The following is a 23,567-nucleotide window of genomic DNA, read 5'->3' on the forward strand; positions in this document are numbered from 1 at the left end:
CGCCCGCCCGTCCCGCTCGACGAGGTCGAGTCGGTCGCCTCGATCGTGAAGCGGTTCTCGACCGGCGCGATGAGCTACGGCTCCATCTCGCGCGAGGCGCACGAGACGCTGGCGATCGCGATGAACAGCATCGGTGCCAAGTCGAACACCGGTGAGGGTGGCGAGGACGTCGACCGGCTCCTCGACCCGACGCGCCGCAGCGCGATCAAGCAGGTCGCCTCCGGCCGGTTCGGCGTGACGAGCATGTACCTCACGCACGCCGACGACATCCAGATCAAGCTCGCCCAGGGCGCGAAGCCCGGTGAGGGCGGGCAGTTGCCGCCGACGAAGGTCTACCCGTGGGTGGCGCGGACGCGGCACGCCACCGCGGGCGTCGGCCTCATCTCGCCGCCGCCGCACCACGACATCTACTCGATCGAGGACCTGAAGCAGCTCATCTTCGACCTGAAGCGTGCGAACCCGAAGGCCCGGATCCACACCAAGCTGGTCAGCCAGTCCGGCATCGGTGCGGTGGCCGCGGGCGTCGCGAAGGCGCTCTCGGACGTCATCCTCGTCTCCGGTCACGACGGCGGAACCGGCGCAAGCCCGTTGAACTCCCTGAAGCACGCGGGCACGCCCTGGGAGCTGGGTCTCGCTGAGACGCAGCAGACCCTCATGCTCAACAACATGCGCGACCGGGTCGTGGTGCAGGTCGACGGTCAGATGAAGACCGGACGCGACGTCGTCATCGGGGCCCTGCTCGGCGCCGAGGAGTTCGGCTTTGCGACGGCACCGCTCGTCGTCTCCGGGTGCGTCATGATGCGCGTGTGCCACCTCGACACCTGCCCGGTCGGCGTCGCGACGCAGAACCCGGTGCTGCGCGAGCGGTTCACCGGCAAGCCGGAGTTCGTCGTGAACTTCTTCGAGTTCATCGCCCAGGAAGTGCGCGAGTACCTCGCCGAGCTCGGGTTCCGGACGCTCGAGGAGGCGATCGGCCACAACGAACTGATCGACGCCGACCGGGCGATCGACCACTGGAAGGCGTCCGGGCTCGACCTGGCCCCGGTCCTCGTGGGTCCCGTCTTCGCCGACGACGAGCCGCGGATCAACCGCCGGCCGCAGGAGCACGAGCTCGAGAAGCACTTCGACCAGCAGCTCATCACGGCCGCCTCGGACGTGCTCGAACACGGTGGCCACTTCTCGGTCGACCTGCCCATCCGCAACACGGAGCGGGCGGTCGGCACCATGCTCGGCCACGAGGTCACCAGGCGGCACGGCGAGAACGGGCTCCCGGCAGGGAGCATCGACATCACCCTGCGCGGCTCGGCCGGGCAGTCCTTCGGCGCGTTCCTCCCCGGCGGCATCGCGCTGCGGCTCATCGGCGACTCGAACGACTACGTCGGCAAGGGCCTGTCCGGCGGACAGATCGTCGTCCGGCCATCCGAGCACGCAGCCTTCGCGCCCGAGGAGAACGTGATCGCCGGCAACGTCATCGGGTACGGCGCGACCCAGGGCACCATGTTCCTGAGCGGGATCGTCGGCGAGCGGTTCCTGGTGCGCAACTCCGGCGCCACGGCGGTCGTCGAAGGCGTCGGTGACCACGCGCTCGAGTACATGACGGGTGGTCTCGCCGTCATCCTGGGTCAGACCGGCCGGAACCTCGGCGCGGGCATGTCCGGCGGCACGGCCTACGTGTTCGACCTCGAACGCGACCAGGTCAACCGCGACTCCCTCGCCTCGGGGGAGCTCACCCTGTCCGAACTCGACAGTGCCGACGCCGAGATCGTCCGCGACCTCCTCGAACGGCACGTCGTGGAGACCGGTTCTCCGCTGGCCGGCCGGCTGCTCGCCGACATCGAAGACTCACTCGCCCGGTTCGTCAAGGTCCTCCCGCGTGACTACGCGGCGGTCCTGGCGACCCGACAGACCGCACTCGACGAGGGGCTCGACCCCGACGGCGACATCGTATGGAACCGAATCCTGGAGGTGACCGGTGGCTGATCCCAAGGGATTCCTGAAGGTACCGGAGCGCGAGCTCCCGAAGCGCCGGCCCGTGCCGGTCCGCATCATGGACTGGAAAGAGGTCTACGAGCAGAGCGACCCCGCGACCGTCCGCAAGCAGGCTGGTCGCTGCATGGACTGCGGCATCCCGTTCTGCCATCAGGGCTGCCCGCTGGGCAACCTCATCCCGGAGTGGAACGACCTGATGTGGCGAGGCGAGGGACGCTCGGCCATCGAGCGGCTGCACGCCACGAACAACTTCCCGGAGTTCACAGGCCGTCTCTGCCCGGCGCCGTGCGAGAGTTCGTGCGTGCTGGGCATCAACCAGCCCGCCGTGACCATCAAGCAGGTCGAGGTGTCGATCATCGACCAGGCGTTCGCCAACGGTTGGGTCGAGTCCCACCCGCCGGAGCGGCTGACCGGCAAGACGGTCGCCGTCGTCGGTTCCGGTCCGGCCGGTCTCGCCGCAGCCCAGCAGCTGACGCGTGCCGGGCACACGGTCGCGGTCTACGAGCGCGACGACCGCATCGGTGGTCTGCTGCGCTACGGCATCCCCGACTTCAAGATGGAGAAGAAGCACCTCGACATCCGGCTGAAGCAGATGCAGGACGAGGGCACCCGGTTCCGCGCCGGCGTGAACATCGGGGTCGACATCAGCTGGGACGAGCTCCGCGCCCGCTACGACGCCGTCGTCATCGCCACCGGCGCGATGGTGCCGCGCGACCTGCCGATCCCCGGTCGTGACCTCTCCGGGGTCCACTTCGCGATGGAGTACCTCGTGCAGGCGAACCGCGTCGGCGCCGGCGACACCGTCGCCGACCAGATCACGGCGGAGGACAAGCACGTGGTCGTCCTCGGCGGCGGCGACACCGGTGCCGACTGCATCGGCACGGCGCACCGTCAGGGTGCCGCCTCCGTCACGAATCTCGCCATCGGCACGCAGCCGGCGGGGGAGCGGCCCGAGCACCAGCCGTGGCCCATGATGCCGACGCTCTTCGAGGTCGCGAGCGCACACGAGGAGGGCGGCAACCGCGAGTACCTGGTGTCGACCGTCGAGTTCCTCGCCAACGAGGCCGGCGAGGTGCGGGCGATCCGCGTCGCCGAGACGGAGTTCATCGACGGCCGTCGCGTGCCGAAGAGTGGCACCGAGCGGGAGATCCCGGCCGACCTCGTCCTGCTCGCACTCGGATTCACGGGCCCGGAGGACGAGACCCTCGAGTCGCAGTTCCAGCTCCCCTTCACCGGGCGTGGCAACGTGGCGCGGGAGCACGATTACCAGACCAACCAGCCCGGCGTGTTCGTCGCGGGTGACGCCGGTCGTGGCCAGTCCCTCATCGTGTGGGCGATCGCCGAGGGCCGCGCTGCGGCGGCGGCCGTCGACCAGTACCTCGAGGGCGAGACCCAGCTTCCCTTCCCGGTCCGTCCCACGGACCAGCCCATCTCCCTCTAGGCTTTCAAGCGGACGACAAGCGTCGGACGCATCATGCCGAGCAGTGAGTACCGAAGCGCCTCGCGCGCAGAAATCATGGAGAACACACACACATGAGACGAGCCAAGATCGTCGCAACGCTGGGGCCTGCAGTCTCCAGCTATGAGAACATCCGGGCCATCATCGATGCGGGGGTCGATGTCACCCGGATGAACCTGAGCCACGGCAGCTACGACGTGCACGAGGCCATCTACGCCAACGTGCGCAAGGCCACCGAGGACTCCGGCCGTGCCGTCGCCGTCCTGGTCGACCTGCAGGGCCCGAAGATCCGCCTCGGCAAGTTCGAGGGCGGCCCGTACGACCTCGCCGTCGGCGACATCTTCAAGATCACGACCGAGGACATCCTCGGCACCAAGGAGATCTCCTCGACGACGTTCAAGGGCCTGCCCCAGGACGTCAAGCCGGGCGACTTCCTCCTGATCGACGACGGTAAGGTCAAGGTCGAGGTCGTTGAAGCGGACGACACCGTCGTGACCACGCGCGTCATCGTCGCCGGCCCCGTGTCGAACAACAAGGGCATCAACCTCCCCGGCGTCGCCGTCAACGTCCCCGCGCTCAGCGAGAAGGATGAAGCGGACCTCCGCTGGGGACTGCGTCTCGGCGCCGACCTCATCGCCCTGTCGTTCGTGCGCGACGCAGCCGACATCGACCGTGTCCACGAGATCATGGCGGAGGAGGGCCGCAAGGTCCCCGTGATCGCCAAGATCGAGAAGCCGCAGGCCGTCGAGAACCTCGAGGGCATCGTCGAGGCGTTCGACGCGATCATGGTCGCCCGTGGCGACCTCGGTGTCGAGCTCCCGCTCGAGGCCGTCCCGATCGTGCAGAAGCGTGCGGTGGAGCTCGCTCGCCGCATGGCGAAGCCGGTCATCGTCGCGACGCAGATGCTCGAGTCGATGATCTCCAGCCCCATCCCGACCCGCGCGGAGACCTCCGATGTCGCGAACGCGGTGCTCGACGGTGCTGACGCGGTCATGCTCAGTGGCGAGACGAGTGTCGGCGCCTACCCGGTGATCACGGTCCAGACCATGGCCCGGATCGTCGAGTCGACCGAGATCCACGGTCTCGACCGCGTTCCGCCGCTCGGCACGAAGCCGCGCACCCAGGCCGGAGCGATCACGTTGGCGGCCGTCGAGGTGGCGGACTTCGTCGAGGCGAAGTTCCTCTGCGTCTTCACGGAGTCGGGGGAGTCGGTCCGCCGCATGGCCCGTCTCCGCAACCGGATCCCGATCCTGGCGTTCACGCCCGACCCGGCCATCCGTCGTCGGATGGCGCTGAACTGGGGCGTCGAGTCCTTCGTCGTCGAGCGCGTGACGCACACCGACCAGATGGTCGCCCAGGTGGACGAGGTCCTCGTCGCCACGGGCAAGGCCGCCGTCGGTGAGCCGGTCATCATCATCTCCGGTTCCCCTCCCGGCATCCCCGGGACGACGAACGACATCCGCGTCCACAAGGTGGGCGACGTCCTCTAGTCGTCGACAGCAGCGAAGGCCGTGGTCCTCCCGTACGGGGACCACGGCCTTCGTCGTCCGCCGGGTGTGCGGTGGCACCGCGATTCCGGACGCCGTGGGTCTAGCCTGATGCCCATGAACCGTTCCGTCCTCGTCGACGACACCCTCCGCAGCGCAGTGGGCCTGGAGCCGGGAGGCGTCGACCGTGAGGCGACCGGTGCGGCGGGACTCCTGGCCTCCCGATTCGCCGTCCTGGAGCTCGCCGCGGTCGCCGTCGGCGCCGTGGAGGATGCCGCCGACCGACTCCGCATCGCCCTCGGATACGAGCCGATGCACACGGCTCTCGACCTCGAGCGGATCGCCGCGGCCTACCAGAGCGACCGCCTGTTGCGGATCGACGGAGCAGCCGTGGACGCGTTCGCGCCACTGTCCGGCTTCTTCGCCGCGGCAGACGGCTGGGTGCGCACGCACGCGAACTACCCGCACCATCGCCGCCGCCTGAGCGCCATGCTCGGGATCGGCGACGAGGCCACCCGCGCAGAGCTCGCCTCGGCGATCGCCTCCCGCTCGGCCCTCGACCTGGAATCGGAGGCCGCCGGGGTCGGCGCACTGCTCGTCGCCGTCCGGAGCGCTGCCGAATGGTCGTCCACACCGCAGGCCTCGGTCGGTGACGGACCGCTCGTCAGGCGCCACGGTGGCTCCAGCGGCTCGAGGATCGCCTCGTGGGTGCGGCCCACGCGCCGGCAACCCTTGCGCGGCCTCCGCGTCCTCGACCTGACGCGGGTGATCGCCGGTCCCGTGTCCACGAGGACCCTCGCGCTCCTCGGTGCGGACGTCCTGCGCGTGGATCCACCGCAGGTCCCCGAGATCCCCTGGCAGCACACCGACAGCGGCCAGGGGAAGCGGACGGCGACCCTCGACGCGTCGACACCGCGCGGCCTCGCGACACTGCAGACGCTGAGCGACGAGGCCGACATCCTGGTGACGGGGTACCGGCCACACGCCCTCGAGCGCCTCGGTCTGCGAGGTCGCGACGGTCTGGTCACCGGCTCCGTCGACGCCTGGGGTACGACGAGCCCATGGGGTGATCGACGAGGTTTCGACAGCCTGGTCCAGGCCGCGACGGGCATCGCACTGGTCGAGGGCCATGACGGCGTCCCGGGTGCCCTGCCGGCGCAGGCGCTCGACCACAGCGCGGGATACCTGCTGGCGGCGGCGATCGTCGACGACGTGGCGAGGGTCGTCGGTGGCGGTGATGCCGGCCGGTCGTCGGTGTCGCTCGCGCGCGTCGGTGCTGCGCTCCAGCGACTCTCGCGAACCGAGGAACGCCCGCCGTCCGACCTCCCGGGAGCGCGGTGCCTGGTCACCCACGGTGCGGTGACGACGGCCCGCCCCGCGCTCAGCGCCTTCGACGACCACGCGTCCCCGGCGGCCGTCCTGGGGAGCGCCGAACCGCAGTGGACCCCGCGCAGCTGATCCCGGCACACTCCGCACCGGGAGATGACCGCCGTCCGGTCGCTCGCCTACCCTGGAGGTATGCGCCTCATCCTCATCAGACACGGTCAGACCTCGTCCAACGTCGCCGGCCTGCTCGACACCGCGATCCCCGGGGCCGTCCTCACCGAACTCGGCGAGACGCAGGCGGCCGCCCTCCCCAAAGCGCTCGTGGGGGAGCGGATCGACGCGGTCTACGCCTCCACCGCGGTGCGGGCGCAACAGACCGCCGCACCTGTCGCCGACGTCAGCGGGCTTCCCGTGATCGTCCATGACGGACTCCGGGAGATCAGCGCCGGCGACAACGAGATGCTCGGGTCGCCCGAGGCCGTCCAGGTCTACATCGACACCATCGTGGCGTGGGCGATGGGCGACCTCGACACCCGGATGCCGGGCGGCGAGAACGGCCATGAGGTGTTCGCGCGCTTCGACGCGGTGATCGAGGAGCTCGAGGGCTCCGGACTGGAGAGCGTGGTGGTCGTGAGCCACGGAGCGATGCTCCGGTCCTGGCTCGGGCTGCGCGGGGCGAACGTCGACGGACACTTCATCGGCACGCACCCCATCACGAACACGGGCGTCATCATCGTCGACGGGGACACGACGACCGGTTGGCGGGTCGACACCTGGACGGGCGACGCCGTCGGCGGACCGGAGCTGACGACGGAGGCCGACGGTCCGGCCGCCGCCGTCGAGCGAGGCTTCTGATCAGTTCGCGTCGTCCGCCGAGGTCGCGCCGTCCGTGAGGAATGGTCCGGGCTCCTCGCCGGGCTGACCCGGCAGAGAGGCGACGAGACGGTCGAGCTCGGCGGCGTCGACGTCGATGCCCTGGTCACTGAGACGGTCCGCCAGCGCTGCCCGGACGTCGAGGTCCGGGGTGAGGGACCGGTCGGCTGCGACCTGCACGAGGATGCCCTGGAGCCGGTCGTCGGTGCTGGCGTCGTGGACGTCCTGGCGCGGGTCGGTGTGCTCTGCGGTCATGGTGTCGGGTCCCATCGTGTCGGCAGGTCGAGTGCACCCGGTGGGCCATCAGCTCGTTCCTGGTACCGGTGGTGGGACTCGAACCCACACGTCTTTCGACAAAGCATTTTGAGTGCTCCGCGTCTGCCATTCCGCCACACCGGCGCGTCCGCCGCACGGCGAACAGCAACCTGCATCAGAGTACCGTAGGATTTGAGGGTGACCGAGCAAGAGACCCCTCCCGCAGCCCCACGGCGCGTCGTCGTCGCTGAGGACGAATCCCTCATCCGCCTCGACATCGTCGAGATCCTCCGCGACAACGGTTTCGAGGTCGTCGGCGAGGCCGGCGACGGCGAGACCGCTGTCGCCCTCGCGACGGAACTCCGTCCGGATCTCGTGATCATGGACGTCAAGATGCCTCAGCTCGACGGCATCTCCGCGGCCGAGCGCATCGGGAAGGCGCACATCGCCCCGGTGGTCCTCCTCACGGCCTTCAGCCAGAAGGAGCTCGTCGAGCGGGCGAGCGAGGCAGGCGCCCTCGCCTACGTCGTGAAGCCGTTCACGCCGAACGACCTCCTTCCCGCGATCGAGATCGCCCTCTCGCGCTACCAGCAGATCATCACCCTCGAGGCCGAGGTCGCCGACATGGTCGAGCGCTTCGAGACCCGCAAGCTCGTCGACCGGGCGAAGGGCCTCCTCAACGAGAAGATGGGCCTCACCGAGCCCGAGGCGTTCCGCTGGATCCAGAAGGCCTCCATGGACCGTCGCCTCACCATGCACGATGTCGCGCAGGCCATCATCGAGCAGCTCAGCGCCAAGAAGTAGCGCTCCTCCCTCGTCGCAAGAGCGGCCCGTCCCCTCGGGGGCGGGCCGCTCTGCTGTGTCCGGTGCCGGGTTCGTCAGCCGGTCGGTGCGTCCTTGATGAGGTTCGTGATGCGGATCGTGGAGCACCGTCGTCCCTGATCGTCGGTGACGGCGATCTCGTGCACCGTGAGCGAGCGACCGAGGTGGATCGGGGTGCAGACGCCGGTCACGACGCCCCCGGTGGCGGACCTGGTGTGCGTCGCGTTGATGTCGATGCCGACCGCGAGTTTGCCCGGGCCCGCGAAGAGGTTGGCGGCCATGGAGCCGAGGGACTCGCCGAGCACGACGTACGCCCCGCCGTGCAGCAGCATCGCGGGTTGGGTGTTGCCCTCGACGGGCATGGTGGCGACGGATCGCTGCACCGTGAACTCGGTGAACTCGATGCCCATCTTGGCGGCGAGTGCGCCGCTGCCCCTCGTCCGCAGGAACTCGAGTGCGTCGTCGGTCTCGTTCGTCATGTCCACCTTCGGATCGGGCCTGAGCCGTGTCGGCACCGGCTTGTAGGCTGGGCGCGTGTCGGAATCAGAAAAGCCTACCCTCCTCGTCGTCGACGGCCACTCGCTCGCATTCCGGGCGTTCTACGCCCTGCCGGTCGACAGCTTCCAAACCCGCGACGGTCAGCACACGAACGCCATCCACGGCTTCATCTCCATGCTGATCAGCCTGCTCAAGAACGAGAACCCGAGCCACATCGCCGTGGCGTTCGACATCTCGCGCCGTTCCTTCCGCACCCGCGAGTACCCCGAGTACAAGGGCACGCGCGGTGAGACCCCGGCGGAGTTCAAGGGACAGGTGCCGCTGCTCGAAGAGGCGCTCAAGGCGATGAACATCACGACGATCAGCAAAGAGGACTACGAGGCCGACGACATCCTCGCCACCCTCGCCAAGCAGGGCGCCGAGGAGGGCTTCCGGGTCCTCGTCGTCTCCGGCGACCGCGACACCATCCAGCTCGTCACCGACGACGTCACCCTGCTGTACCCGTCGAGCCAGGGCGTCTCCGCGCTCACCCGGTACGACGGAGCCAAGGTCTTCGAGCGCTACGGCATCCGGCCGGAGCAGTACCCGGAGATCGCGGCGCTCGTCGGTGAGACGAGCGACAACCTCCCGGGCATCCCGAAGGTCGGCGAGAAGACCGCCGTGAAGTGGCTCAACCAGTTCGGCTCCCTCGAACAGATCCTCGAGCGCGCCGACGAGATCACCGGCAAGGTGGGGGAGAGCCTCCGTGAGCACAAGGAGAACGCGGTCCGCAACCGCCGACTCAACCGGCTCCTCACCGACGTCGAACTGTCTGTCGGGCCGAAGGACCTCGAACGCCGACCGATCGACGCGGACGCGGTGGCGGCCGTCTTCGGGCGGCTCGAGTTCCGCACGCTGCTCGATCGGGTCCTCAAACTCGACGGACTCGAGGCCAACACGGATGTGTCCGCACCGCAGGCGGGCGGCGTGGTCATGCCACCGCAGAAGGAGCTGCTCGACGAAGAGCTCGAGGCGTGGATCACCCGTGCCGTCGCCGCACATCCCGCCGGGATCGGTCTCCACCTCGACCTCGACGGAGGCCTTCCGGTCGCGGCCGGCCTCGCGACCCCCACGGAGATCGTCTCGCTCGCCTGGCGTCCCGGTGAGGCCGACTACGCCCCGCTCGAAGCGTGGTTGGCGAGCGACGCCCCGAAGATCATGCACGACGCCAAGCCGCAGCTCCAGGCGGTCACGCGCGCCGGCCTGACGGTCGACGGTCTCGGCTACGACACCGCGGTCGCCGGCTGGCTCCTGCGTCCGAGCGGCGGCGACAAGACGATCGCCGACCTCATCACGCGCTATCTCGACGAGACGATGCCCGTCGCCGACCCGAACCAGCTCGTCCCCGAGACCGACCCCGTGGGGGTCGGCGGCACCGCCTGGTACGCCCTCCGGGTCGCCGAGGCCACTCGCACGGCGCTCGACGCCGGGTCGCTCGGCGTGCTGCTCGACATGGAACTGCCGGTCCTCCAGGTGCTGGCCCACATGGAGTTGACCGGGGTGACGGTCGACCACGACATCCTGAGCGGCCTGTCCGAGCAGCTCGGGAACCGGGCGGCGGAGCTCGCGAGCAACGCGTATGCGGAGATCGGCCGCGAGGTCAACCTCGGATCACCGAAGCAGCTGCAGGAGGTCCTCTTCGACCAGCTCGCCATGCCGAAGACACGCGCCAACAAGACGGGCTTCTCGACCGACGCCGGCGCCCTGGCCGATCTCCAGGAGAAGAGCCCGCACCCGTTCCTGGGGCTCCTCCTCGAGCACCGCGATGCGACGAAGCTCCGCCAGATCGTGGAGACGCTCGACAAGGCGATCACGCCCGACGGCCGCATCCACACGACGTACGTCCAGATCGGGACCAGCACCGGTCGGATCTCCTCGACCGACCCGAACCTGCAGAACATCCCCGTGCGCACCGAGGAGGGACGCCGCATCCGCGCCGCCTTCCAAGCCGGCTCCGGGTACGAGACCCTGCTGACCGCCGACTACTCGCAGATCGAGATGCGGATCATGGCGCACCTCTCAGGCGATGCCGGCCTCATCGAGGCGTTCAAGTCCGGCGAGGACCTCCACCGTTTCGTCGGCGCGCGCATCTTCGGCGTCGCCGCCGAGGATGTGACCCCCGCGATGCGCAACAAGGTCAAAGCGATGTCGTACGGACTCGCCTACGGCTTGAGTGCGTTCGGGCTCTCGAAGCAGCTGCGGATCTCGAGCGCTGAGGCGAAGCAGCTCATGGTCGACTACTTCGAGCGCTTCGGTGCGGTCCGCGACTACCTGCGCAACGTCGTCGAGCAGGCCAAACTCGACGGCTACACCGAGACGATCTTCGGTCGTCGCAGGCTCTTCCCCGAGCTCTCGAGCCCCAACCGACTGGTCAGGGAGAACGCCGAACGCCAGGCGCTGAACGCCCCGATCCAGGGTTCGGCCGCCGACATCATGAAACGCGCCATGATCGGCATCGAGTCCGAGCTACGCTCCGAATCCCTCAGCTCGCAGATGATGCTGCAGGTGCACGACGAACTGATCTTCGAGGTCGCCGAGGGGGAGTGGGACGCCCTGGAGCGCATCGTCCGAGCACAGATGGCCGGTGCCGCCGAACTGTCGGTACCGCTGGAGGTCCAGATCGGCCGCGGTCACGACTGGGACGCCGCAGCCCACTGAGCGCGCCCTGCGGGTCCGCACCCGGGCGGCGGACGGGTGCGGACTAGGCTCGTCGTCATGTCCCACGAAGAACTTCGTCAGAGCACACCGATCGACGCCATCGCCGAGAGCTGGGTGGAGACCCTCGTCCAGCTGAAGCCGGAGGTCGGCACCTACATCGGCCGCACGGACGTCGGCGGACGGTACGGCGACTACTCGCCGGCCGGGCACGAGGCGTACGTCGAAGCCGCGTCGCGCACGCTTCGCGAGCTGCGGTCCGCCGCACCGGTCGACGCCGTCGACCGCGTCACCCAGACCGACCTCTCGGCGGAACTGGAGCTCGACCTCGCCTCGTCGGAGGCCGGTCTCCAGTACCGCGACCTCAACGTGATCGCGTCGCCGTCGCAGGAACTGCGCGACGTCTTCGACCTGATGCCGACCGCGACGGTCGAGGACTGGAGCACCATCCGGACCCGCCTCGGCGCGTTGCCGGACGCGGTCGACGGGTACATCGAGACCCTGCGCGAGGGCATCGCCCGTGGGATCACCCCGGCACGCCGCCAGGTGGCCGAGGTGTACGAGCAGGTCCTCCGCACCGGCGCCGACGACGGATTCTTCATCGGCTTCGCCGCCAACGCCGGACCGGCGGACGGTCAGCTCCCGGCGTCCCTCGCCGCCGAACTCTCGACGGGTGCCGGCGCCGCAGCCGTCGCCTACAACCGTCTGGCGGACTTCCTCGCGCACGAACTGCTGCCTGCTGCGACCCAGGAGGACGCCATCGGCCGCGAGCTCTACGCGCTGCAGTCCCGCCGCTTCCTCGGCGCGACGGTCGACCTCGACGAGAGCTACGAGTGGGGCATCGAGGAACTGGCGCGCATGGTGTCGGAGCAGGAGGCGATCGCGAACGAGATCCTCCCCGGCGCGTCCGTCGAGGAGGCGGTCGCATTCCTCGAACAGGATCCGGTGCGCAAGCTGCACGGCACCGACGCGCTCCAGCGGTGGATGCAGGAGACGAGTGACCGTGCGGTCGAGGAGCTGGGGCGCACGCACTTCGACATCCCGCAGGAGATCCGCGCGCTCGAGTGCATGATCGCGCCGACGCAGGAGGGCGGGATCTACTACACCGGCCCGACGGACGACTTCTCACGCCCTGGCCGCATGTGGTGGTCCGTCCCCGCCGGCGTCACCGAGTTCGACACGTGGCGCGAGCTCACGACCGTCTACCACGAGGGTGTGCCAGGACATCACCTGCAGATCGGGCAGGCCGTCGTCAACCGGAAGACGCTCAACCTCTGGCGCCGACAGCTCGCCGGCACCTCCGGCCACGCCGAGGGATGGGCGCTCTACGCCGAGCGCCTGATGGAACAGCTCGGATACCTCGACGACCCGGCGGACCGCCTGGGCATGCTCGACGGTCAGCGGATGCGCGCGGCCCGCGTCGTCCTCGACATCGGCGTACACCTCGGCAAGCCGCTTCCGGACGGCAGCGGGACCTGGACCGCCGAGTACGCCTTCGACTTCATGGGTCGCAACGTCAACATGTCGCCGGAGTTCGTCTGGTTCGAGGTCAACCGGTACCTCGGTTGGCCCGGCCAGGCGCCCTCGTACAAGATCGGCCAGCGCATCTGGGAACAGCTCCGCGACGACGCGGCCCGCCGCGCCGGAGACGCCTTCGACATCAAGGACTTCCACCGTCGGGCACTGGACCTCGGTGGCGTCGGGCTCGACACGCTGCGGACGGCGATGCTCGGATGACGGCTGAACGGATCGTCGTCGCCGGCGCGTCCGGGTTCATCGGGCGTCGTCTGGTCGAGTCGTTCCGGGCCGACGGCGCCACCGTCTCCGTCATCGGGCGTGGTGCCGCCGACGCGCGATGGGGTGACCACGCGGGCATCGCCCGGCTGGTCGACGGCGCGGACCTCCTGGTCAACCTCGCCGGGAAGAGTGTGAACTGTCGCTACACCCCGTCGAACCGCGCCGAGATCCTCCGATCCCGCGTGGACACGACGACGGAGCTGGCGCGGGCGGTGCGTGCAGCCGTTTCGCCTCCGCCGCTCTGGATCAATGCGTCGACCGCCACGATCTACCGCCATGCCGACGACCGCCCGATGACGGAGGCCGACGGTGAGATCGGTTCCGGGTTCTCCGTCGACGTCGCGACCGCCTGGGAGCAGGCGTTCTTCGCGGACGAGCTGCCCGGGACACGACGGGTCGCCCTCCGCATCGCGATCGTCCTGGGGGACGGCGGAGCACTCACCCCGCTCAGGTGGTTGGCGCGTCTCGGCCTCGGCGGACCCCAACTGGACGGTCACTGGCCCACTTCCCGATCGCGTCGTGCCGCCGGCACGGATCACCGGTTCGGGACGCCGGGCGGGCGGCAGCGGTTCAGCTGGATCCACCTGGACGACGTCATCGGGATCGTCCGGTTCCTCCGTGGCCATCCCGAACTCGACGGCGTCGTCAACGTGACGTCACCGAACCCCACCGACAACCGCGGATTCATGCGGACCGTGCGGTACGTGCTCGGGATGCCGGTCGGCCTCCCCGCACCCCGCTGGTTGCTGGAGATCGGGATGTCCGTCCTGCGGACCGAGAGCGAGCTGGTCCTGAAGAGTCGCTGGGCGATGCCGGAGCGGTTGCTGCAGGCGGGCTACCGGTTCGAGCACCCGACGCTCGATCCAGCGCTGCGGGACATCCTCTCCCACCGCGGCTTGCCTGCACACCCGGAAAATCGCTAGACTGGACTGTCACAATTGTGACGTCCTATCCGCCTGCCCGTCTCGCAGAGCGACACCGATCCCCGGATCGGTTCACACAACAGCATCGCTTCGATCAACGTCCGTGGTCATCCACGGGTCCGGAGCCGTGCGCGAGGCCGGCCTGAATCATTGTCCACCTGGAGCAATTACTACATGACAAGCGCAACGACCGCCCCCAAGCAGGTCGCAATCAACGACATCGGATCTGCTGAGGACTTCCTCGCAGCGGTCGAAAAGACTCTGAAGTTCTTCAACGACGGCGACCTCATCGAGGGCACCGTCGTGAAGATCGACCGCGACGAGGTCCTCCTCGACGTCGGCTACAAGACCGAGGGTGTCATCCCCTCGCGTGAACTCTCCATCAAGCACGACGTCGACCCCTCCGAGGTCGTCAACGTCGGCGACACGATCGAGGCTCTCGTTCTCCAGAAGGAGGACAAGGAAGGCCGTCTGATCCTGTCGAAGAAGCGCGCGCAGTACGAGCGTGCTTGGGGCGACGTGGAGAAGATCAAGGAATCCGACGGCGTCGTCACCGGTTCGGTCATCGAGGTCGTCAAGGGCGGCCTCATCGTCGACATCGGCCTCCGTGGCTTCCTCCCGGCTTCGCTCATCGAGCTGCGCCGCGTCCGCGACCTCACGCCGTACCTCGGCCAGGAGATCGAGGCGAAGATCCTCGAGCTCGACAAGAACCGCAACAACGTGGTCCTGTCGCGCCGTGCGCTCCTCGAGCAGACGCAGTCCGAGAGCCGCACCACCTTCCTCAACAACCTCCAGAAGGGACAGGTCCGCAAGGGCGTCGTCTCCTCGATCGTCAACTTCGGCGCGTTCGTCGACCTCGGCGGCGTCGACGGTCTGGTCCACGTCTCCGAGCTCAGCTGGAAGCACATCGAGCACGCCAGCGAGGTCGTCGAGGTCGGTCAGGAAGTCACCGTCGAGATCCTCGAGGTCGACCTGGACCGCGAGCGCGTCTCGCTGTCGCTCAAGGCGACCCAGGAGGACCCGTGGCAGGTCTTCGCCCGCACCCACGCCATCGGCCAGGTTGCACCGGGTAAGGTCACCAAGCTCGTCCCGTTCGGTGCGTTCGTCCGCGTCGCAGACGGCATCGAGGGCCTCGTGCACATCTCGGAGCTCTCCGGCAAGCACGTCGAGCTCGCCGAGCAGGTCGTGTCGGTCGGCGAAGAGGTCTTCGTCAAGGTCATCGACATCGACCTCGAGCGTCGCCGTATCTCGCTGAGCCTCAAGCAGGCCAACGAGGGTGTCGACCCCGAGGGCACCGAGTTCGACCCGGCCCTCTACGGCATGCTCACGGAGTACGACGAGCTCGGGAACTACAAGTACCCCGAGGGCTTCGACGCCGAGACGCAGGAGTGGAAGGAAGGCTTCGACGCCGAGCGCGAGAAGTGGGAGCAGGACTACGCTGCCGCCCAGGCTCGTTGGGAAGCGCACAAGAAGCAGGTCGCTGCCGCAGCCGTCGAAGAGGCCAACCAGGCTTCCTCGTCGACCGCGTCCTCGTCGGCCGGTTCCTCGTTCTCGAGCGACTCCGCCGGCGGCGGCACGCTCGCTGACGACGAGTCCCTCGCGGCCCTCCGCGAGAAGCTCTCGAGCAACTAGTCCCACCAGCACCGACCAGCGTCGGTGTCCAGCAGGGGGTCGCCTTCGGGCGGCCCCCTGCTGCGTTGTGCGAGGGGCGCTCGTCGAAGGTGCTGCACGCTCCGCGGGTACGCTGGCTGACATGTACCTCATCGGCCTCACCGGCGGGATCGCCTCCGGCAAATCGACCATCGCGGCCCGGCTCGCTGAACACGGCGTCGTCATCATCGACGCGGACGTCCTCTCCCGAGAGGCCGTCGAGCCGGGGACCCCGGGACTGGCCGCCATCGCGCAGCGCTTCGGTGCCGACGTGATCGGGCCCGACGGATCACTCGACCGCGCGGCGCTCGGCTCGATCGTCTTCGCCGACGACCAGGCGCGGGCCGACCTCAACGCCATCGTGCACCCGGAGGTCAAACGGCGTTCACAGGCCCGGATCGCCGAAGCCTCGAGCGACCCCGGTGCCGTCGTCGTCTACGATGTCCCGCTGCTCGTCGAGACCGGCCGCGCCGACGAGTTCGACCTCGTGGTCGTCGCCGCGGCTCCGGAGGGGGAGCGCGCCCGTCGGCTCGTCGACCTCCGCGGGCTCGACCGGGGCGAGGCGGAACGACGGATCGCGGCCCAGGCGACCGAGGAACAGCGCGCCGCCGTCGCCGACGTGGTGATCGACACTTCCGGCTCGCTCGAGCACACTCTCAGCCAGGTCGACGCGGTCTGGCACCGCGCCGCCGCGGCGGCCGTACCGGCGCCCGACCGCCAGGACGGCGTCTAAGCGCGTCGCCCGCTCCGCTGTGGGCGAAGCGGGGCGGCGGTGTCGGTGGTCCTCCGTAGACTCGAAGCATGGAACCAACACGCGCCGTCCGCCCCTTCGAGGTGATCAGCGAGTACGAGCCGAGCGGCGATCAGCCCGCCGCCATCGAGCAGCTGTCCGGGCGCATCAACGCCGGCGAGACCGATGTCGTCCTCCTGGGTGCCACCGGTACCGGTAAGTCCGCGACGACCGCCTGGCTCATCGAAGCCGTCCAGCGCCCGACGCTCGTCCTGGCGCACAACAAGACCCTCGCGGCCCAGCTGGCGAACGAGTTCCGCGAACTCATGCCGAACAACGCGGTCGAGTACTTCGTCTCCTACTACGACTACTACCAGCCCGAGGCGTACGTCCCACAGACCGACACCTTCATCGAGAAGGACTCGTCCATCAACGCCGAGGTCGAGCGGCTGCGGCACTCGACCACCAACTCGCTGCTGAGCCGTCGCGACGTCATCGTCGTGTCGACCGTGTCGTGCATCTACGGTCTCGGTGCGGCGGAGGAGTACCTGGAGGCGATGGCGGCGCTGCAGGTCGGGCAGAACATCGGGCGCGACCGCCTCATCCGCAAGTTCGTCGGCATGCAGTACAACCGCAACGACGTCGACTTCTCGCGCGGCAACTTCCGTGTGCGCGGCGACACCATCGAGATCATCCCGGTCTACGAGGAGCTCGCGATCCGCATCGAGTTCTTCGGCGACGAGATCGAGGCCCTCTACGCCCTGCACCCGCTCACCGGCGACGTCGTGAAGAGGCTCGACGCGGTGTCGGTGTTCCCGGCCTCCCACTACGCCGCCAGCCCGCAGACGATCCAGCGCGCCATCGGCACCATCCAGGAAGAACTGGCGGAGCGGCTCCAGTCGCTCGAACGCGAGGGCAAGCTCCTCGAGGCGCAGCGACTCCGCATGCGCACCACCTTCGACCTCGAGATGATGCAGCAGATCGGCTTCTGCTCCGGCATCGAGAACTACTCGCGCCACATCGACGGCCGCTCGGCCGGCGAGGCACCGAACTGCCTCCTCGACTACTTCCCAGACGACTTCCTCACCGTCATCGACGAGTCGCATGTCACCGTTCCGCAGATCGGCGCGATGTTCGAGGGCGACGCCTCCCGCAAGCGCACCCTGGTCGAGCACGGGTTCCGACTCCCGAGCGCGATGGACAACCGCCCGCTCCGGTGGGACGAATTCAAGAACCGCGTCGGCCAGACGGTGTACCTCTCGGCGACGCCGGGCAAGTACGAGATGGGCATCGCGGACGGCATCGTCGAGCAGATCATCCGCCCGACCGGCCTCGTCGACCCGGCGATCATCGTGAAGCCCTCCAACGGCCAGATCGACGACCTCCTCGAGGAGATCCGGGTCCGCGCCGAACGCGACGAGCGCGTCCTCGTGACCACCCTCACCAAGAAGATGGCGGAGGAGCTCACCGACTTCCTGACGGAGGCCGGCGTGCGCGTCCGCTACCTGCACTCCGACGTCGACACCCTCCGGCGGGTCGAGCTGCTGAGCGAACTCCGGCAGGGCGTCTACGACGTCCTCATCGGCATCAACCTGCTGCGCGAGGGGCTCGACCTCCCGGAGGTCTCGCTCGTGGCGATCCTCGACGCCGACAAGGAGGGCTTCCTCCGCTCGTCGACCTCGCTCATCCAGACCATCGGTCGTGCCGCCCGCAACGTGTCCGGCGAAGTCCACATGTACGCCGACGTCCTGACCGACTCGATGAAGCGCGCGATCGAGGAGACGGACCGTCGCCGGGAGAAGCAGATCGCCTACAACGAGGAGCGCGGCATCGATCCGCAGCCGTTGCGCAAGCGCATCGCCGACATCACCGAGGCGCTCGCCCGAGAAGGTGCGGACACCGCGGCGTTGCTCGCCGGACGCGACAACGGCAAGAAGAAGAGTCCGACGCCGAACCTGCGTCGGGAGGGCATCGCCGCCGAGGGCGCGAACGACCTGGAGTCGATCATCGCCGACCTCAACGCCCAGATGCTGGCCGCCGCGGCCGAACTCAAGTTCGAACTCGCCGGCCGCCTCCGCGACGAGGTCTCCGAACTCAAGCAGGAACTCCGACAGATGGCCAAGGCCGGGCACATCTAGTCCGCCGCTTCGCTGAGAGCGCAGTACCACAGACACCGCTCGGGAGTCCGGTGTCGGTGGTGCTGCGTAGACTCGAAGGGTGTCAATTGCCAAGGTAGATCACCACTCCACGCTCAGCGTCCGCGGTGCCCGCGTCCACAATCTTCAGAACGTCGACCTCGAGATCCCACGCGACTCGCTCGTCGTCTTCACGGGTCTTTCGGGCTCGGGGAAGTCCTCGCTCGCCTTCGACACGATCTTCGCCGAGGGCCAGCGACGCTACGTCGAGTCGCTCTCGGCGTACGCCCGCCAGTTCCTCGGTCAGGTCGACCGCCCGGACGTCGACTTCATCGAGGGCCTGAGCCCTGCGGTCTCGATCGACCAGAAGTCCACGAACCGCAACCCGCGGTCGACCGTCGGGACGATCACCGAGGTCTACGACTACATGCGGCTGCTCTGGGCGCGCATCGGGGTCCCGCACTGCCCGGTCTGCGGCGAGGTCATCCAACGCCAGACGGTGCAGCAGATCGCCGACCAGCTGATGGAGCTCGAGGAGCGACGCCGGTACCAGATCGTCGCCCCCGTCGTGAGCCAGAAGAAGGGCGAGTTCGTCGACCTCTTCAAGGAGCTCTCGGCCAAGGGCTTCGCACGCGCCATCGTCGACGGCGAGGCGATCCAGCTGGCGGAGCCGCCGACGCTCAAGAAGCAGGTCAAGCACGACATCGCGGTCGTCGTCGACCGCCTCGTCGCCGGGCCCGAGATCCTCGGCCGCCTGACGGACTCCCTCGAGACGGCACTGCAGCTCACCGACGGCCTCGTGACGATCAACTTCGTCGACGAGGAGGGCGACGAAGCCTGGCGCACCTTCTCCGAGAAGCTCTCCTGCCCGAACAACCACCCGCTGCAGCTGACCGAGATCGAGCCGCGGACGTTCTCGTTCAACGCCCCGTTCGGTGCCTGCCCGGAGTGCTCCGGCCTCGGCACGCGCATGTCGGTCGACGCGGAGCTGCTCCTCGGCGACGAGGAACTCAGCATCAACGAGGGCGTCATCGTGCCCTGGACCACGCAGGGCAAGGGGCTCTACCAGTACTACGAGAAGCTGCTCGACGGGCTGGCCCGCGACCTCGACTTCTCGCTCGACACCCCCTGGCGCGACCTGCCCTCCAAGGTCCAGGAGGCGGTACTCCGCGGCGACAACTTCAAGGTCAAGGTCAAGTGGAAGAACCGCTTCGGCCGTGAGATGAGCTACTCCTCGGGCTTCGAGGGCGTCATCCCCTACATCGAGCGGCAGTACCTCCAGGCCGACACCGACAGCCAACGGGTGCGGTGGTCGGAGTACCTGCGCGAAGTCCCGTGCCAGGTCTGCGGCGGTCGTCGCCTGAAGCCCGAGGTGCTCTCGGTCCTGATCCACGATCACAGCATCGCGGAGGTCGCCGAGCTGAGCCTCTCCGACGCCCGGAAGTTCATGGACCGCCTCGAACTGAGCGACCGCGAGGCCCACATCGCGGCGCAGGTGCTCCGTGAGATCAAGGTGCGTCTCGACTTCCTCATCCAGGTCGGGCTCAACTACCTCGACCTGGCCAGGACCGCCGGCTCCCTCTCGGGTGGTGAGGCGCAGCGCATCCGCCTCGCGACGCAGATCGGCTCGGGCCTCACCGGCGTGCTCTACGTCCTCGACGAACCGAGCATCGGCCTGCACCAGCGCGACAACCGCCGACTCATCGAGACCCTCGTCGCCCTCCGCGACCTCGGCAACACGCTGATCGTCGTCGAGCACGACGAGGACACCATCCGCACCGCCGACTGGATCGTCGACATCGGTCCCGGCGCGGGCGTCAACGGCGGCCGTGTCGTGCACTCCGGATCGTACGAGGCGCTCGAGGCCAACACCGAGTCCCTCACCGGTGACTACCTCTCCGGCCGCAAGGCCATCGAGATCCCGGCGAAGCGTCGCCCGATCGACACGAAGCGTCAGATCCAGGTGATCGGAGCGCAGGCGAACAACCTGAAGAAGGTCAGCGCGGACTTCCCGCTCGGAGTCCTCACTGCCGTCACCGGCGTGAGCGGCTCCGGGAAGTCCTCGCTGGTCAACGACGTCCTGTACCGGGTCCTGGCGAACAAGCTGAACGGCGCGCGCAAGCTGCCCGGCAAGCACACCAGGGTCACGGGTCTGGAGCACCTCGACAAGGTGGTCCACGTCGACCAGGCGCCCATCGGCCGCACCCCTCGCTCGAACCCCGCCACGTACACCGGCGTCTTCGACAAGATCCGCAACCTCTTCGCGGAGACGCAGGAGGCCAAGGTCCGCGGCTACCTCGCCGGGCGGTTCAGCTTCAACGTCAAGGGCGGCCGCTGTGAGGCCTGCTCGGGCGACGGCACGATCAAGATCGAGATGAACTTCCTGCCCGACGTCTACGTCGCCTGCGAGGTGTGCGGGGGAGCGCGGTACAACCGCGACACCCTGACCATCCACTACAAGGGCAAGAACATCGCCGAGGTGCTCGACATGCCGATCGCCGAGGCTGCCGACTTCTTCGAGCCGATCTCCTCGATCCACCGGTTCCTCAAGACGCTCGTCGAGGTCGGCCTGGGCTATGTCCGTCTCGGCCAGAGCGCCACGACCCTGTCCGGCGGCGAAGCCCAACGCGTCAAGCTCGCGACGGAGCTGCAGCGGCGGAGCAACGGGCGCAGCGTCTACGTCCTCGACGAGCCGACCACGGGTCTGCACTTCGAAGACGTCCGGAAGCTGCTGCTCGTCCTCGGCGGGCTCGTCGACAAGGGCAACACGGTCATCGTGATCGAGCACAACCTCGACGTCATCAAGTCCGCCGACTGGCTCATCGACATGGGCCCCGAGGGTGGAGCCGGTGGCGGGACGGTCCTCGCCACGGGAACACCCGAGCACCTCGCGACGGTCCCCGGCAGCCACACGGGCTTCTTCCTGAACGAACTGTTCGAGGCAGAGGCCGGCGGCAGCCGCAAGGCGGGCTGACGTGGCGGCCGTCCGCGGCGGAAGTGGTCTGGCGTACCGGCCGAAGGCGGGGGAGATCCCCACCATGCCCGGCGTGTACCGCTTCAGCGACGACTCGGGCCGGGTGCTCTACGTCGGCAAGGCGATGAACCTCCGGGCGAGGCTCAGCAACTACTTCGCGCCCCTGCACACCCTCCACGAGCGCACGCGCCGCATGGTGACGACCGCGACCGGGGTCACCTGGACGACGGTCGGCAGCGACGTCGAGGCGCTGCAGCTCGAGTACACGTGGATCAAGGAGTACGACCCGCCGTTCAACGTGAAGTTCCGCGACGACAAGTCGTACCCATATCTCGCGGTCACCCTCGGTGACGAGGCACCGCGCGTCATGGTCACCCGGAACACCCGGATCCCGGGGGCCAAGTACTTCGGCCCGTACCCGAAGATCTGGGCCGTCCACGACACGGTCGACCTCATGATCAAGGTCTTCCCGATCCGCACCTGCTCCGACTCGGCGTACAAGCGGGCCATGGCCTCGGGGAAGCCCTGTTTCCCCGGGCAGATCGGGCGGTGCGGAGGGCCGTGCTCCGGCAAGGTCACCATCGAGGAACACCGCGCGATCGTCGACGACTTCGTCTCGTTCATGGTCGGCAACGACCGCCGGTTCACGACGCGCATCACCGCCGACATGAAGGCCGCCGCGGCCCGCCAGGACTACGAGTCCGCGGCCGTCTACCGGGATCAGCTCCAGGCGCTCGACCAGGTGCTCGCGAAGAGCGCGGTCGTTCTGCGCGACGCCGTGGACGCCGACCTGTTCGGCATCGACCACGACGAGCTCGCCGCGTCGGTGCAGCAGTTCATCGTCCGTGGCGGCCGCATCCGCGGTGTGCGGTCGTGGACCGTCGACAAGGAGCTCGACATGTCGACCGCCGAGCTCGTCGACAGCGTCGTCCAACGGGTGTACGCCGCCGCGAGCGGGACCGAGGTCCCGAGAGAGGTGCTCGTTCCGGAACTGCCGGACGACGCCGAGAGCCTCGAGGACTGGCTGGCCGAACGCCGCGGCTCGAAGGTCGCCCTCCGCGTCGCCCAGCGCGGCGAGAAGGCGACGCTCATGGAGACCGCGGTCGTCAACGCCAAGCAGGCCCTCATGCTCTACAAGACCCGGCGCAGCTCCGACTTCGTGGCCAGGACGCAGGCGCTCGAGGACATCCGCGATGCGCTCGGGATGCCCGAGGCGCCGCTGCGGATCGAGTGCTTCGACGTGTCGCACCTGAGCGGTACCAACATCGTCGCGTCGATGGTGGTCTTCGAGGATGGGCTGTCCCGGAAAGACGAGTACCGCCGCTTCGGCGTCGCCGAGTCCACCGACGACACCGACTCGATCTACCAGGTCGTCTCCCGGCGACTCGCGCACCTCACGTCGTCCGAGCCCGTCGAGACGGTCGACGAGACCACGGGGGAGCGCAAGCGCCGGAAGTTCACCTATCCGCCGCAGCTCCTCATCGTCGACGGCGGGCAACCGCAGGTCGCCGCCGCCGCGCGTGCGCTGGAGGAGTCCGGCCTGACCGGGATCACCCTGTGCGGACTGGCGAAGCGACTGGAGGAGATCTGGTTGCCCGAGGACCCGTATCCGGTGATCCTGCCGCGGGGGAGCGAAGCGCTGTTCCTCCTCCAGCGGGTCCGCGACGAGGCGCACCGGTTCGCCATCAGCTTCCAGCGCCAGAAGCGGAAGCGCGACATCTCGACCGTCCTCGGCGAGATCCCCGGGCTCGGTCCGGCGAAGGTCCGCGAGCTGCTCAAGCACTTCGGATCCGTCGCGCGCCTGAAGACCGCGACGCCGGCCGAGATCACCGAGGTCAAGGGCATCGGCGACAAACTGGCGGCCACGGTGCACGAGGCGTTGACCTCCGGCTCCGCACAGCCCTCGCAGGCCTCGCGGAATGGGTAGGCTGGGACTTCAGACCTTCGAGGAAAGC

16 protein-coding genes and 1 tRNA gene are annotated in these 23,567 nt (G+C 68.6%); 14 read left to right on the forward strand and 3 right to left on the reverse strand.

Translation table 11 applies throughout. From position 1 onward, the window contains the following. The 5 genes from A4X17_RS17320 to A4X17_RS17340 form a co-directional block, all read left to right on the forward strand. The coding region (locus tag A4X17_RS17320) for a glutamate synthase-related protein (RefSeq protein ID WP_255376698.1) at positions 1-1,980 on the forward strand (1,980 nt) is incomplete at its 5' end. Continuing rightward, on the forward strand, positions 1,973-3,430 hold the full coding sequence (locus A4X17_RS17325) for a glutamate synthase subunit beta (protein ID WP_064296909.1): 1,458 nt from the start codon (positions 1,973-1,975) through the stop codon (positions 3,428-3,430). The genes A4X17_RS17320 and A4X17_RS17325, both read left to right, overlap by 8 nt. Positions 3,431-3,522: 92 nt before the next feature. Beyond that, the gene (gene pyk / locus A4X17_RS17330; protein WP_064296910.1) at positions 3,523-4,938 is read left to right on the forward strand and encodes a pyruvate kinase; all 1,416 of its coding nucleotides are present in this window, start codon (positions 3,523-3,525) and stop codon (positions 4,936-4,938) included. 114 nt (positions 4,939-5,052) lie between these two features. Then, entirely contained in the window at positions 5,053-6,393 is a 1,341-nt protein-coding gene (locus tag A4X17_RS17335; RefSeq protein ID WP_082916265.1) for a CoA transferase, read from the forward strand. A 60-nt stretch (positions 6,394-6,453) separates the two neighbouring features. Then, positions 6,454-7,116, forward strand: a complete 663-nt coding sequence (locus A4X17_RS17340) for a histidine phosphatase family protein (protein ID WP_064296911.1) — start codon at positions 6,454-6,456, stop codon at positions 7,114-7,116. Here A4X17_RS17340 and A4X17_RS17345 read toward each other — a convergent pair whose 3' ends face one another. Then, complete coding sequence (locus tag A4X17_RS17345) at positions 7,117-7,389, reverse strand: hypothetical protein (protein WP_157583597.1); 273 nt, start codon at positions 7,387-7,389, stop codon at positions 7,117-7,119. Positions 7,390-7,449: 60 nt separating this feature from the next. Further along, positions 7,450-7,533, reverse strand: a tRNA-Leu gene (locus A4X17_RS17350). A gap of 54 nt (positions 7,534-7,587) precedes the next feature. On the opposite strand from A4X17_RS17350, the gene A4X17_RS17355 reads away from it, so the two are divergent. After that, positions 7,588-8,193 carry an ANTAR domain-containing response regulator gene (locus tag A4X17_RS17355; RefSeq protein WP_064296913.1) on the forward strand — a complete coding sequence of 202 codons (606 nt, stop codon included), beginning with the start codon at positions 7,588-7,590 and terminating at the stop codon, positions 8,191-8,193. Positions 8,194-8,267: 74 nt separating this feature from the next. On the opposite strand, the gene A4X17_RS17360 is transcribed toward A4X17_RS17355, so the two are convergent. Continuing rightward, a complete protein-coding gene (locus A4X17_RS17360; protein ID WP_064297026.1) occupies positions 8,268-8,690 on the reverse strand; it encodes a hotdog fold thioesterase in 423 nt (140 codons plus the stop codon). 55 nt (positions 8,691-8,745) lie between these two features. On the opposite strand from A4X17_RS17360, the gene polA reads away from it, so the two are divergent. From polA to uvrC, 8 genes are all read left to right on the forward strand, one after another. Further along, positions 8,746-11,406, forward strand: a complete 2,661-nt coding sequence (polA, locus tag A4X17_RS17365; RefSeq protein WP_064296914.1) for a DNA polymerase I — start codon at positions 8,746-8,748, stop codon at positions 11,404-11,406. 57 nt (positions 11,407-11,463) lie between these two features. Continuing rightward, positions 11,464-13,140 carry a DUF885 domain-containing protein gene (locus tag A4X17_RS17370; protein WP_064296915.1) on the forward strand — a complete coding sequence of 559 codons (1,677 nt, stop codon included), beginning with the start codon at positions 11,464-11,466 and terminating at the stop codon, positions 13,138-13,140. Then, positions 13,137-14,123, forward strand: coding sequence for an epimerase (locus A4X17_RS17375; RefSeq protein ID WP_064296916.1), 987 nt, complete (start codon positions 13,137-13,139; stop codon positions 14,121-14,123). Before A4X17_RS17370 ends, A4X17_RS17375 begins: the two co-directional genes overlap by 4 nt. 174 nt (positions 14,124-14,297) lie before the next feature. Beyond that, positions 14,298-15,755: a 30S ribosomal protein S1 gene (gene rpsA / locus A4X17_RS17380; protein WP_056005690.1), complete on the forward strand. Its 1,458-nt coding sequence runs from the start codon at positions 14,298-14,300 to the stop codon at positions 15,753-15,755. A 121-nt stretch (positions 15,756-15,876) separates the two neighbouring features. After that, on the forward strand, positions 15,877-16,506 hold the full coding sequence (coaE, locus tag A4X17_RS17385; protein ID WP_064296917.1) for a dephospho-CoA kinase: 630 nt from the start codon (positions 15,877-15,879) through the stop codon (positions 16,504-16,506). 68 nt (positions 16,507-16,574) lie between these two features. Next, complete coding sequence (uvrB, locus tag A4X17_RS17390) at positions 16,575-18,641, forward strand: excinuclease ABC subunit UvrB (protein ID WP_064296918.1); 2,067 nt, start codon at positions 16,575-16,577, stop codon at positions 18,639-18,641. 79 nt (positions 18,642-18,720) lie between these two features. Beyond that, the gene (uvrA, locus tag A4X17_RS17395) at positions 18,721-21,612 is read left to right on the forward strand and encodes an excinuclease ABC subunit UvrA (RefSeq protein WP_064296919.1); all 2,892 of its coding nucleotides are present in this window, start codon (positions 18,721-18,723) and stop codon (positions 21,610-21,612) included. A 1-nt stretch (position 21,613) separates the two neighbouring features. After that, entirely contained in the window at positions 21,614-23,539 is a 1,926-nt protein-coding gene (gene uvrC / locus A4X17_RS17400; protein ID WP_079002525.1) for an excinuclease ABC subunit UvrC, read from the forward strand. Positions 23,540-23,567 lie beyond the last annotated feature (28 nt).

This window comes from Plantibacter sp. H53 (assembly GCF_001650455.1).
GTDB lineage: Bacteria > Actinomycetota > Actinomycetes > Actinomycetales > Microbacteriaceae > Plantibacter > Plantibacter flavus_A.